Raw genomic sequence first — 12,229 nt, forward strand, 5'->3', positions numbered from 1 at the left:
GGGATGATTATGCGCATAAGTATATTAATTTTCAGTGCGTTGCTTGTGCTGTTTTCAGCAAAAAGTGACGCCCACGCGTGGTTGAAGTTGCGCATTGCGACAACCGAATATGCACCGTACACCTCCACATCGATGGAGCACAACGGGTATATCAATCACATTATATCGAAAGCGTTTCTGGAAACCGGCGTTATCGTAGAGTTCACCTCATTGCCGTGGGATGAGGCTTTAGAAGCTACGCTGAATGGCGAATATGATGCCCTGTCGTACGGTAATTTTATCCGCTCACGGGAAAAGGAGTTCTGGCACAGCGAGCCAATATCGGTCGAAAATCTGGTGTTTTATATTAATGAAAACAGTGGCATTAGTGAGTGGGCATCACTGGATGATCTTAAACAGTACAAAATGGGGATCACCGATGGTTACCTGTATAATGACGAGCTGGCGTCCTATATTAAAAATGCGCCGAACGTGGTGTCAGCGGAGTCGGATAAAGCGAATTTCGACGCGTTGATTGACGGCGATATTGATATCTTTCCCATCGATGAGCTAACCGGCTGGTATATTCTGCAGCGTGAATTTAGTGATGCAGCGACAGATAACCTGACCGCGCTGCGGCCTTATATTTCTACTGTGACTACTCACTTGCTGGTGCCGAAGGGCAAAACTAACGATAAGTTGGTGTTGTCGCTGTTTAATGAGGGACTGCAACGCCTGCAGTTACAGGGTGAGATGGAGCGTTTCAAACGTCTGTTGCGTGAAGGCTACTACCAGCATCCGGAAAAGCCTGTGAATTACGATCGACGCTAGTGTGACGCGCTAAGAGCGATATAAAATAACGCTGCTGTGCAGCGTTTTTTTATGGCTGCGTGTTACCTGAAAGAAGCAGGCTTTAATTCGTAGCAGAGCAAAGCTGACGGTTAACCGCAAGATTCACAGTGAGGGAGGTACAGAATTTGGCGTGATGTTCCGATTACAACGGACATGGTTGAAGCAGCAGAAAGCGCAACCGCTGGCAGCAGTACCAGTAATCCGCTTCCTTTTGCATCAGGAGCTATTTGCGAAGAGTATTTTTCACCTTAACGATTACCCAGATAAGGGCGAAAGCGGCCGCTGCGATAATCAGTATGCGGGTAAATCGAAACTGCGCGGGGCCCTGTACGCTCAGTTCGTACACACAGGCTCCCAGCGCAATGTAAATTGCGGCTTCTGTAACTTTTCTCAGCTCGGATTTTTGTTTCATAATTCCATGCGTTTTTTTCAGTGCAGGGCCGTGCGTGATGCCATGGTTACCACTATTCCACCGCAAACGGTCTGCGCTGAAGGTAATCGGTTTCAACCTCCATCTCATAGAGGATGCGTGTGGATTCCAGATTTAACGCCTCATGCATACTTGCGCGAAACGCCTCGTACTCGGGTGACATCTGAATATCGGCAGCCTTCTCCCATGTCGCTTTATCTGGCCACTGGGCATAGGCAATGAGTGCGCCGGACTTATCCCGGTGCAGACGCGACCCCAGACTGCCTTTGAACAGATAAATTCCCTGTGTGGTTTTCGCCCAGGCATCAAGGAACTGCTGTTGCGCACCGGGTTTCACCACAAACTCAAACATCACGATATACATAGTATTTCCTTATCTTGCATACGTTGTTTCTCTGACACGAATGCGTCAGAACAGCCTTCTTCCTGTTATAGCAATATACAGCGCTATGCCGCCCGCGATGGCATACAGCACCTCAAAAGCACCCACATTGCTGACCCCTTCAGTGACGGCGGCATAACTAAGCATAACTGCGAGTAACAGCGAGGGCAGGCCGGCAAGACCAATGAGCAGACGAAGGCCAACAGGAAGCAGTTTTTGTGAAGAGGTGTCAGACATAACGGACCACATGACAGCAATGATTCCATTCATAGTATGCGCTCGGCGCAGATACCTCAATGGCTGTTTTGTGTGTAGATACAGGTGTGGTTGTATAGCGAAGGAAACGCAGAGCCATGCTCTGCGCGATGTGGCAACTGCCCGTTGAGCCAGGCAGTGCCGTTATCATGCGTTACCTTCTCAGAGATTACGCTTTAATCTTTTTTCAACCTGCTTTTTTTCCCACTTTGGGCCGAAAATACTGAAAGTTTCAAATACGGCAATGCCATGAACCATGATCCCAAAGCCCCAGCCTGCCAGAGCCCAGACTGCCCAAAGATACCAGGGCGATACCATCAGGTTAACAACAAACATCAGTGCCGTTGATACGACAAATACCATAAGGTGAGTATAAAACGCTTTTAAATCTCTTACCCGCTCTAAAGCTTCAGCCTCTTCAGCGGTGATCGTTGTGGTGCTTTCCATGGGTTCCTCCGTTGCCAGTTCACTTACGTCGATGTCAAACACAGCGGCAAGCGACTTCAATGACTCCAGACTGGCCTGCTGACCACGCTCAATTCTCTGTACGGTACGAATATTTAATCCGCTGAACTGGGCTAACTGGTCCTGTGACCAGCCATGTTGTAATCGCAGCTTTCTGATAATCATTGATTTCTCTTTGCTTACTATGAGTCGTGTTTATAGCAACGTTTTTCCAACGCCGGTTACGGCGTTTGTACGACACGATTACGACAGCGCAATAACGACGGGGGCTACAGAGTCATCGCCTGCGTTGGTAATCAAATGCACACGGGCGATGGGTAAGGTTACTTATTCATTCAACTGGCGTGGTTTTTCACGCGTGGTACGGTTAAATTAGCATACTGTTAAAAAGTATGCCTGGCATAAAAAAGCTCATGGCAAAAGCTGCCGAGCCGGTTAGGGCAAAAGCCAGGCAGCAAAAGCTGGCCTGAACCGCAAATGTTTTCGGTTTGGCACTGGCACTGGTTTGAAGTGAAACCACAGCCAGCGTAATGCTGTCGCGTGCTTTCTGGTAATGGTGTTTTAACCAAACTGCGGCAGGGGTAAAGAAGACAAACAGGAACGCGAAAGCCGCTTCAATGCCACCAAAGTGCACCAGCATCGCAATCTCGGGGGCGAAGCAGCCTGCAATCGCGATAACTATCCACACCACGGTTTTCTGCTGCCAGCTTAAATCACTCCATTTCATTTCTTATCCTTAATACTCACTGCAGTTGCATTAGTGGGCAGCATCATCAGGCGTATCGTTCGCCTCATTATACTTCCTTTTAAGGTATTTAAGGTTGGCATTCACTTCTTTCAACTCGCGCTGCGACGACCTGGCTATGTCGCGCATGTCTTTCACTCGCTTCGATATCAGAAATATGAATAGTGGCACCAGCACCCAAAGCAGGATCAGGAAAAGATAAAAAAGACTTCCCAGCAGCCCCACTCCGCCCAAAATACTTTCCTTCATGCAGATAGTTCTCCATACAATACGATGTCCTAGGCACCAGTGGTCTTACAAAACGCCACCTGTGAACATTACTGGTTTGAACACTACAGTATTGAACCTGGCGGCGTCACTTTTCAGCAAAACGCAAGCTGAAACCTGCACTCGTTACACTTAAAGGCTATGCCCGAAGTTGCCAGTGGTTAGCTTGCGTTCGTTCCGCTGACACGTGGGGTGTTTTGCTTGTGGCGCTAATTATTCCAAGCGGAAATCAAGGCGAACCACCTGGCAGGTACTTGCTTGGGCCGGAAAGCGCCAGCCAGTCAGCGCAGCCGCTGCAGCGTTCGCAAAGGTGTCGCCGGGATACCCTTCAATAACATTGATGTTAACCGGCCTGCCATCTTCGGAGATATCATACTCCATTTCCGCGTAGCCCTGGACCTCGTCCATCGCCGCAGCCAATGGGTAATTCGGATCCTTTCTTGAAATGGGGGTTATAATATTTGACGGATCGTTTTCTGTTTCATGAAAACCGCAGCGTGATGGATTTTTCATTACATCAGCTTCGGAAATTTCGAGCGGCCCGTATGAGCTCGAGCAGGCCGTTAGTGAGATGGCAGCAAACAGTAAAGAAGCGGTGTTAACGTATCCCTTCATAATTTTGTCCTTTTTAGATTCAGCGTTAGTGTATAAAAGCTACGCGGTCATGTTGCGTGTGACACCTGCCGTCCGCGCTCTAGAAGGCCGGTTGCGACCAGATGGTCGTGCTGCTATCGCTCTGACTTCAATGGCGCCAGCAGAAAGTAAAATACCCAGGCAAACCAAGAGACAAAAATAACCGCAAGGATCCACGCTACTTTTTCTCCCCCCTGAGTTTTGTCTGATTTCGCAATTATCCAGATGGGTAAGATCCAAATAAAAAGAGTCAATAGTGTGTCTACCAGTGATACACCGCCCATTGTCTTCCCTGTTCAATGTTTATCTAAAAAAAAGGTTAGCATACCCGCCAGGCGCATTTCTACCGGTAATCCCTGACCGTCACGCCAGCGCCACCGGATGATAAACAGGCCGTAGTAGCCTGTGCCGGTAAATCACGAATCCACGTTAAGAAAAACGCTACTTTGCAACACGATGTACTCCCGCCCAGGCCATTGATGCTCCTGTGATATAACTCAGCATGTGGCCATTGAACTCGATGATTCCACGAGTGTCGTACGACATAAACAACAGCGTGACGCTGAAAAATACTACGCAACTGACAAGGTAACCTGAAAAATAAAGTCGGCCGACAGCAGTGACTGACGCGCGAAACAGGTTCAATACCAGGAAATAGCCAGATGTGGTGATGAGAAGTGTGAAGACAAACGCCCCACAATAAAAGAACAAGGTTATCAGCAAATGTTTATTCGCTGGCGAAAGGGCAATTATCGCATTGGCGGACGCCGCTACGGCACTTTCTGGCAGCCAACTCATGATATGAGCGCTCACCCAGAACGACACAAGACCCAGCATAATTACAAAAACCTGGATTATGGTATCGGGCGTATTGTTGTTCATAAGAGTGATTCTTATTGACGAGATGAGTTTCAGAGTGTCACGAATAGCAGAAGGCTCCACATCGCGAGCACGGCGGCAAAGTTTATGGTAAAAACCAGCCCTCTGACTCTTACATTCGAAGAGAAAATCTGCACCACACTATGTACGATCCTGCCGGCTATGAAAAGCCAGGCAAGTGATAAGAATACCCCAGGAATGTCGGTGTGGTGAATCATCAGCAACACACAAACGGAGTGAAAAAACAGTGGCCACTCAAACTGATTACTGAGATTGGCGCTGACTTTCGTTTGTAAGTGGGAATATGGATTGGAGCCATCAGCGCGCTGCCCGATTCCCCATACTGCAGGGGCGCGCACTACGGTCAGCAGTACATAAAGTGCAGTGCACCAGATTACGTGGGCAAACATCGGAACTAACAAGCTGATCATGGGCAATGGTGTCCTTGCTGATAATGATGGTGCAATAAGGCTACCACGGTATGGCTAATCCGGTGAGTGATACTGCCGGTAACGATACCGCTGTTACTGTTTACAAGAGCAACGGACTTCGCCGTTAATCGTTTGTTGGCTGAACCTGGAGGCAGGACATTCCATTTTCATCTGATTGCACGCAGCGGGGTTGCCTGAAGAGGATTTTACCCCGGTGATCGCTTCTATGGCAGTATCAGCCAAAAAGGTCTTAAAGGAAAAAGGCTCGGAAGCGGGCGACTGCAGCGAGGCGCAGCCAGACAAAAGCAAAAGTAGGGTAGTGACTGATAAAAAGCGTTGAAAATATAACATTAACGGTCCGTCGTATTGGCTGAGTGAATTTCGAGTCATACACACAGTAAAAATTCCTCAATGTCAGAATACAACAACACCGCCCTCGAACAACCCGGATACCGGAAATAATGTTCGGCACACCAGTACCTTCTGACCTTCGATTAAGGACGGCTTGCACGCACGTCGCTACAAATAACCAAAAAGTAAGAGTAGTGGCAACATCACAATTTTCACTGTAGCCCAGCGCCTAAATAATCAATAAGACGATGACGCACGATGCGCTACGTTGGCAGGGTTTCAAATGCAGGCAGCGTTTCCAGCTCGTTATCCCATTCAGCTTTGCTTGCTGTGAAAAGGTGAGCAGCAGGGGGAAGTGTAACGGCGCTGTCAAGAGAACCAGCAGGAACTACCAGCGTTCCATCACCGTCAGCCCCCGGAAGTGCTGAACCACAGTGCTGACAAAAGCGCTTACTGTGCCGCGTGCCTTTCAGCGTAAACGAGGTCACTGCGTCTTCACCGGCCTGCCATGAGAGCGTGGCCGAACGGGAAAATAAATTCGCAGCATGAGCAGAGCCAGTATCCTTTTGGCAATAGTGACAGTGACACAGGAAGAAGCTGTCAAAGCTGCCAGTGATGATAAATCGTACCGTACCGCATAAACATGAACCCGTGTATTCAGACATGGTTTTACTTCCCTGGTTAGCCTGCATAAAGTGTAGGTGTGAAAGCGTATCTTCTATATTGCCATTTGCGTTGAACAGAGCCCGATATCAGGCGCTTTACTATCAGGCCTGACGCTGAGAAGCGCCTCTCATTATCTGGGTTACCATCAGAAAAACGGCATAGCCAATCCATGACGTGAAAAGTGTCAGAATAAGCCAGCCGGCTTTCTCTGCGCCTTTGGCTCGCGTTGAAAAACCGGTAAGAAATACGGGTACAAGACAGAAGCCAAGAAAAGCCAGAAGCAACAATTGCCAAATGCTGATATCCACGCAACCATCCTTGAACTGATAGGTGAAAAAGTCAGGTTATCTTTTTATTTGCGGTTTGAAAACCCAGCAGTGATTTAACGAATCGCGAGCAGCCCGCTCCACACCCGGTGAACGACAGCAAAGAGCTTACGGTGAGGTTAGCGGTGAATGTAGTAGGGTATACCGTAATCGTCAGCGACTTTACTCACGGCGCAACTGTGTAATATGCAAGAGTTCACCAACTGGCCCCCAGAGGTAAAACACCTGTCCCCAGGATTCTTGCTGAATTGGCGATATCTTCGTTTTATGCCCCGACGTTGAACACCGCTCAAAGGCCTCGTGTATGTCTGTCACGCAGATTTGCAACATAAAATTTTTGGCCAGCGATTCGTCGTAAAATCGCTGCAGGAAAAAGTAGCAATCTCCGTTTTCGAATAGGGTGAGGTCGTCGGTAACGTACTCACTATGAAACCCAATTTCCGAATAAAAACATTGGGATAATTCATAATCTTTACTGGGTATAAACGGCTTTATATCAGTTACGTTCATATCTTTTTCCTGGCAAAGGTAACGTCATGCTACCGGTCTGCAATACGACGGCAATAACGCCTTATATCGCAGTGTTTCCCCCGCATCGAACAATCAAACACACCGTCTGTTACAAACCTCTGGCTCGTTGATAGGTATATAATCCCGATAACGCACTATACAGTCCTGCGGCCATCGTGAAATCGTGAGGAACACCGTCAAATTCATTAAGTTGTAATGCTAAGTCTGTTGACCGGTTTTGCAGGATGGTTTTCGCAAAGGCATCATAAATTGAGCGCATCTCGCCGCTTTCACTCCCTATGTCCATATACAGATAGGTTCCCGTGTCATTGTCTGAAAGTACGTAGTTTTGCGCGGCCTGCGCTGTTTCCTGCGCGCCCCACCAGACTGCGGGACTAAACGCCAAATGGGATTGAAAAAGGTCAGGGCGCGAGTGAAAGCTATGGATAACCAGCAAGCCGGCAATCGAATGACCTGCAACGGTACTAAAATCGCGTGTTCGATACTGTTTACTTATGCGCGGCATCAGATCCTGCTCCAGAAAATCCAGGAACGTATCGGCACCACCTCCGCTTCCTACAGGGCCTCGTGGATCCCGATTCACAGTGGGCGCAAAGTCATTTAACCGGTCCACCACATCAATGCTAACAATAATATGTTCATAAGCCCCGTTGGATGCATGTAACCGTTCAAGCATGCCGCGAAGCATTTCCTTATTTAACTCACCATCTAACAGGTAAATAACAGGATAATGTTTGGAGGTGTCGGTTTCGTATGATGGCGGCACAATAACATTGACCTTCGGTGTTTGCGCATTTACGAAGGAGCAAAAGAAAATGAAAAATAACAAACAGCTTGCTTTCAAGAGGGGAATTTCCGTATTCAAAATAGTTTTTCTTTTATGAGTTGTAGTCATTCAGTACGTGTAACTGAGGCTTATGCGATGGCTTTTATGAACCCTGACAATGTATAAAACACTGTCACAAGCACACCGAAAGCCAGCAGCGCCCAATTAAACAACATTACTGCACGCCAGCCAACAGATTGAAACGTAAAATATTCTCTGTTCGTTCTTTTCAGTAATATCAACGATGTCGGAACTACCGTTACGGCGTAAATCATAAATACGACACCCATCACGCCGAACGCCGCCATAGTAACAGCGGCACCTGAATAGTGAGGCGTTTGTGCAGTTATATTGTCAAAAAAGTAGTGATTGATGGCGATGACAACAACAGGAAATAACAGCCCGAGAAGCTGACAGCTTTTTACCAGCACGTGATTTTCTTACTCAGCGCGTGACGGCTCACGAATATGCCCTGTATGGGGCCGCCTGCGCCTCGCATCCTATATTTTTTCCTGTTTAAAACAAAATACCGTAAGTCTTTTAAGGCTTTGATGCCGGTTGTAAACATAGCTTCAAATATCCTTGCTTATTGCATAAGCCAGAAAGCCTAGAGGAGTTGCAACGATAAAAGATCCAATAAAACCAAACGGCATCACCATGAATATTAACGCTGACTCATTCAGGGGGCCGTCAGCAATAACCGCATATGTCGTCATAGAGAGAATAACAAGCGTAAAAGCAGCACTAAGGATAAAGTTGGTTCCCCAGATAAACCGGGCTTTTTGTTTAACAGGCTCTGTGGACTGGAAAAGACCGGTAAATATAGCGGGTACGGCTGCGCACCAGAGCGATAATTCGATCATATTACTTACATTAATCGGGTTGTCGTAGCCACTGATAAGACTCATCACAACGATTAACCCGGTAGCAACCCAAAAGTACCTTTCCATGTCTGTATTTCCTTTATTTCATCTTGCTCTAAGTGGGATAATTAACACTGACTAAAACACACGGCGCCAATTATCAGAAGCCTGGGTAAAAAAGCCTGGCGCATTTAAGCTAGCTATATTACTCACTCATTGAGTTGAAGAAATACAACCGCCTCTTTTGTTATTTTTTTCGTTCATCTGAAGTTTCAAGTCAGAGTGTCCCTTCCGCCACCGTTTTATTAATCCATTTTTCAAAGTAGGAAACTCTGGAATAATTTTCAATGACGCCATACCGCGCTTCGTTCCAGTTGGTGGTCTCAGCATTCTGCCAGGAGCTAACCCCGATAATATACAGTTCGCCGTTTACAGTGATAAATGCGGGCCCACCTGAATCTCCGGGCCCGCTAATTCCTTCTAGAGGCAGCGCATCTTCGCCTTGATCGAAAATAAACCTAATCCATTGGCCTGCAGCGCTTTCGACTTTATTGTTGGCCAATCGGGTTTTACCGTCTGCAGCGGATATTCCATTGCGGCCATCTCCACTGTCTCCACGACCAACAAAAGTCGCAATTCTCCCTGTTTCTTTGTTTGAAGTATAAAGCTTGGCTATCGTCGCCCCTTCGACTGGCGTTGATAGTCTGACAAGAGCAATATCGTAGGGAAACCTTTTGTCTTCCCATAATGGGTGGATGACTATTTGTGCGATTTTGTAAAGTGAGTCCTTAAATACTACTTTGCCGTCTTTCTTCAGGTATTTGGCTACATGTGCTGCCGTCACTATCCAGTTGTTTGCTATCAGGCTTCCCGTGCCTTCGACTATTTCCTTTTGCTGGTAAATCCCATAAAAAGTAACGGTTGAATTGTCTTTTATTGCCGCATCTAAGTACTGCTGATCTGATACATCATGTCTTATCACTATTGCATGGGTGTTCAAAGAAATGAGAAGAAAAAGTAGATACATCCGGTTCATATAACAGGTCCTCTGCCAAAAACTGGCGGGTGATATCATTTCTTTATAACGTTATGGTACTACCGAACCATTTATTACACCGTCAGCAGTCTGGCAAGAGCAGAATGCTCCTATCATCTCCTGGTTGCTAAGTCGGCATGATGATATAGCCTCGGAATCAATAGTATTGCTCATGCGACATGTACTCCCATATTCTACTATTGGCGACTGGCTCTTATCGCGAACAAATTGAGAATGGCATCCTTGAATTAAAATTGTCACAATTGCGAGATAAATCAGCTTTTTCATTTTCCTTCCACCTTTTGTATTTACACGTGGTACATAAGCCTACATCAGGCGCGAGTTTAAGCGCTTTAAACCGGGCGAATTGGCAAGCCTAACGTTCTTGCATTTGTTCGGAACCACTCTTTTATTTACCAATGTGTTTATACAAAAAAATATTGCTTACCACTCTGCTGCATAGCGCTCGTTTGCTTTAAATGCTTCCGTTTCCAAAGGGGCATTCTCATAACCGTACTCCGCTAAATCAGAGAAGTGTTGCGTTATCACATTGTCTAAGCTCGATCTCTCAATCTGAAGCACGTGTACCAGCTCATGCGCTAGCTTTGCCCTGTTTAATTCAAACCCATTACGCACATAAATTGAGTAACCGAATACTTGAGCGTTGTTGATGACACCCTCGCCAATGAATCCCAGTGCTTCACCCAATGTTTTCAAGGCAAAATTTTCGTATGGAAATGGCACTTCATCGACGTACACAACCCTGACTTTTTCGGGTTTTTGAATTCCTATATCGCTAGCCAAAGATAATTGTCGTGCATTTAAAGGCGTTCCTGACGCCAGCCCTTCTTTATCAGTTTCAAAAGCCCAGTCGATGTACTGTGGAAGCAATATATTTGAAATTATTTTCTGGTAAGACAGTGCTGCAGCGATAATGGCAACGACCAGTATGATGGCGGTAAACTTGATGAACTTCATAGACTTCAAATCCTTTTTATAAAATTCCTGGTGGCTTTGGAACAAGTCCTAAGCACAACACTACCACTTTAAGGCAGACAGAGGCAGGCTACAATAATTAGCGAAGTGGGCTCAAGTGTTAGTGTCCCGTTGACGTGGTTTGTATGGATAATTCTTCCCTAAATTCCCCACAACTTTTCAAAGATGGGTAAAGTGAGGCCCAGACTTTGGCTGCAACCAAAGTTGGCTGTGTGGTAGTTCGATGACTTGCAGGCTCCTCAATTGAGAGACCGATAACAAACATGAACGCCACGCAGTGCTCCAAGCAACATACTCGAATAGTCGACTGGGCCCCGAGCTCGCATTTAGCAAACCAGAGTTAGCTTATTATGAATAAAACCGAAGCGCAAAACATTAACGCCGGCGTTGATACCGGTAAAGATTTCCTTGATATTCATGTTCGTCCACTCGATGAATACTTTAAAGTTAGCAACGATAAAAAGGGGATTTCAGAAGCAATAAAACGATTGAAAAAGTTAAATCCTGATCGTGTCGTCATTGAGGCAACTGGTCGTTACGAAGTGGCTTTTATCACTGCTTGTGCGACTGCCAATATACCTTTTAGCGTAGTGAACCCTGTTCATATAAAGCGTTTTGCAGGTGCCATCGGCCGTAAAGCAAAAACGGATAAATTAGATGCGGCATTGATTGCCCATTTTAGTGAAGTAATACAACCGCCCCTGTCCGAGCTGAAGCCAGAGAATATGCAGCAAGTGGCTGATGTAGTGGCACGCAGGAGTCAGCTTCTTGAGATGCAGACTCGTGAGAAAAACCGGCTTCAAATTATGCCCACAAACGTTCATCCCAGCATCAAAGCCTTGCTCTTGGTGTTAAAAAAGCAAATTCAAAAAATGGACGATGAACTGGCTAAACTCATTGAAAGCTGCCCGGAATTTAAAGCGAAAAGTGACCTCGTTCAAAGTATGCCGGGAATAGGCAAAGTCTCCGCCGCGGCGCTAATTAGTTACCTACCAGAGCTTGGGTTAATGAGCAGTAAAGAAGTAGCAGCATTGGTTGGTGTAGCCCCTATCAGCAAAGAAAGTGGCCGATATAAAGGTAAACAGGTTATTCAGGGCGGACGTCACCAGGTTCGTACTGTATTGTTCATGGCGATGATGTCAGCGATGCAATGTAACGCCAAATTCAAATCCACTTATGAGCGGTTAGTCGCAGCAGGCAAACCTAAAAAAGTAGCGATTATTGCCTGCGTCAGAAAGATGATTGTCATCCTCAATTCGATGGTTAGAGACGGCGTCATGTGGGAAGAAAAAACTGTTTAAGTTTAGGGTTGACGC

At 46.5% G+C, this 12,229-nt stretch carries 20 protein-coding genes; 2 read left to right on the plus strand and 18 right to left on the minus strand.

All coding sequences use genetic code 11. From position 1 onward, the window contains the following. The first annotated feature begins 9 nt into the window (after window positions 1-9). A complete protein-coding gene (locus tag ACLBLI_RS02760; protein WP_414829646.1) occupies window positions 10-810 on the plus strand; it encodes a substrate-binding periplasmic protein in 801 nt (266 codons plus the stop codon). A gap of 244 nt (window positions 811-1,054) precedes the next feature. On the opposite strand, the gene ACLBLI_RS02765 is transcribed toward ACLBLI_RS02760, so the two are convergent. The 18 genes from ACLBLI_RS02765 to ACLBLI_RS02850 all read right to left on the minus strand — a co-directional run bounded on the left by ACLBLI_RS02765 (window position 1,055) and on the right by ACLBLI_RS02850 (window position 10,895). Continuing rightward, entirely contained in the window at window positions 1,055-1,243 is a 189-nt protein-coding gene (locus ACLBLI_RS02765; RefSeq protein WP_414829647.1) for a hypothetical protein, read from the minus strand. Between the two features lie 52 nt (window positions 1,244-1,295). Beyond that, window positions 1,296-1,625 (minus strand): antibiotic biosynthesis monooxygenase family protein, encoded by a 330-nt coding sequence (locus tag ACLBLI_RS02770; RefSeq protein ID WP_414829648.1) that lies wholly within the window; start codon window positions 1,623-1,625, stop codon window positions 1,296-1,298. Between the two features lie 45 nt (window positions 1,626-1,670). Beyond that, window positions 1,671-1,880, minus strand: coding sequence for a hypothetical protein (locus ACLBLI_RS02775; protein WP_414829649.1), 210 nt, complete (start codon window positions 1,878-1,880; stop codon window positions 1,671-1,673). A gap of 180 nt (window positions 1,881-2,060) precedes the next feature. Next, a complete protein-coding gene (locus tag ACLBLI_RS02780; RefSeq protein ID WP_414829650.1) occupies window positions 2,061-2,528 on the minus strand; it encodes a 2TM domain-containing protein in 468 nt (155 codons plus the stop codon). Window positions 2,529-2,730: 202 nt separating this feature from the next. Continuing rightward, the gene (locus ACLBLI_RS02785) at window positions 2,731-3,090 is read right to left on the minus strand and encodes a hypothetical protein (RefSeq protein WP_414829651.1); all 360 of its coding nucleotides are present in this window, start codon (window positions 3,088-3,090) and stop codon (window positions 2,731-2,733) included. A 30-nt stretch (window positions 3,091-3,120) separates the two neighbouring features. Further along, on the minus strand, window positions 3,121-3,357 hold the full coding sequence (locus tag ACLBLI_RS02790) for a hypothetical protein (RefSeq protein WP_414829652.1): 237 nt from the start codon (window positions 3,355-3,357) through the stop codon (window positions 3,121-3,123). Window positions 3,358-3,588: 231 nt separating this feature from the next. Next, window positions 3,589-3,990: a TonB family protein gene (locus ACLBLI_RS02795; protein ID WP_414829653.1), complete on the minus strand. Its 402-nt coding sequence runs from the start codon at window positions 3,988-3,990 to the stop codon at window positions 3,589-3,591. A gap of 113 nt (window positions 3,991-4,103) precedes the next feature. Further along, window positions 4,104-4,292, minus strand: coding sequence for a PLDc N-terminal domain-containing protein (locus ACLBLI_RS02800; protein WP_414829654.1), 189 nt, complete (start codon window positions 4,290-4,292; stop codon window positions 4,104-4,106). Between the two features lie 157 nt (window positions 4,293-4,449). Next, window positions 4,450-4,890 carry a hypothetical protein gene (locus ACLBLI_RS02805; RefSeq protein ID WP_414829655.1) on the minus strand — a complete coding sequence of 147 codons (441 nt, stop codon included), beginning with the start codon at window positions 4,888-4,890 and terminating at the stop codon, window positions 4,450-4,452. Between the two features lie 29 nt (window positions 4,891-4,919). Next, a complete protein-coding gene (locus ACLBLI_RS02810) occupies window positions 4,920-5,318 on the minus strand; it encodes an MAPEG family protein (RefSeq protein WP_414829656.1) in 399 nt (132 codons plus the stop codon). A gap of 614 nt (window positions 5,319-5,932) precedes the next feature. Further along, window positions 5,933-6,334: a GFA family protein gene (locus tag ACLBLI_RS02815; RefSeq protein WP_414829657.1), complete on the minus strand. Its 402-nt coding sequence runs from the start codon at window positions 6,332-6,334 to the stop codon at window positions 5,933-5,935. Window positions 6,335-6,436: 102 nt separating this feature from the next. Further along, window positions 6,437-6,643: a hypothetical protein gene (locus tag ACLBLI_RS02820; RefSeq protein WP_414829658.1), complete on the minus strand. Its 207-nt coding sequence runs from the start codon at window positions 6,641-6,643 to the stop codon at window positions 6,437-6,439. A 180-nt stretch (window positions 6,644-6,823) separates the two neighbouring features. Beyond that, window positions 6,824-7,171 (minus strand): lactoylglutathione lyase, encoded by a 348-nt coding sequence (locus ACLBLI_RS02825; protein WP_414829659.1) that lies wholly within the window; start codon window positions 7,169-7,171, stop codon window positions 6,824-6,826. 109 nt (window positions 7,172-7,280) lie between these two features. Then, window positions 7,281-8,021 (minus strand): alpha/beta hydrolase, encoded by a 741-nt coding sequence (locus tag ACLBLI_RS02830; protein WP_414829660.1) that lies wholly within the window; start codon window positions 8,019-8,021, stop codon window positions 7,281-7,283. Between the two features lie 86 nt (window positions 8,022-8,107). Then, window positions 8,108-8,449: a hypothetical protein gene (locus tag ACLBLI_RS02835; protein ID WP_414829661.1), complete on the minus strand. Its 342-nt coding sequence runs from the start codon at window positions 8,447-8,449 to the stop codon at window positions 8,108-8,110. Window positions 8,450-8,590: 141 nt separating this feature from the next. After that, window positions 8,591-8,968: a hypothetical protein gene (locus tag ACLBLI_RS02840; RefSeq protein ID WP_414829662.1), complete on the minus strand. Its 378-nt coding sequence runs from the start codon at window positions 8,966-8,968 to the stop codon at window positions 8,591-8,593. Between the two features lie 190 nt (window positions 8,969-9,158). Next, a complete protein-coding gene (locus ACLBLI_RS02845) occupies window positions 9,159-9,917 on the minus strand; it encodes a S1 family peptidase (RefSeq protein WP_414829663.1) in 759 nt (252 codons plus the stop codon). Window positions 9,918-10,361: 444 nt separating this feature from the next. Beyond that, window positions 10,362-10,895: a hypothetical protein gene (locus tag ACLBLI_RS02850; RefSeq protein ID WP_414829664.1), complete on the minus strand. Its 534-nt coding sequence runs from the start codon at window positions 10,893-10,895 to the stop codon at window positions 10,362-10,364. 368 nt (window positions 10,896-11,263) lie between these two features. Here ACLBLI_RS02850 and ACLBLI_RS02855 point away from each other — a divergent pair, with 368 nt between their 5' ends. Next, a complete protein-coding gene (locus tag ACLBLI_RS02855; RefSeq protein WP_414829665.1) occupies window positions 11,264-12,214 on the plus strand; it encodes an IS110 family transposase in 951 nt (316 codons plus the stop codon). Window positions 12,215-12,229: the final 15 nt, after the last annotated feature.

The sequence above is a fragment of the Alteromonas sp. H39 genome (assembly GCF_047556435.1).
Classification (GTDB): domain Bacteria; phylum Pseudomonadota; class Gammaproteobacteria; order Enterobacterales; family Alteromonadaceae; genus Alteromonas.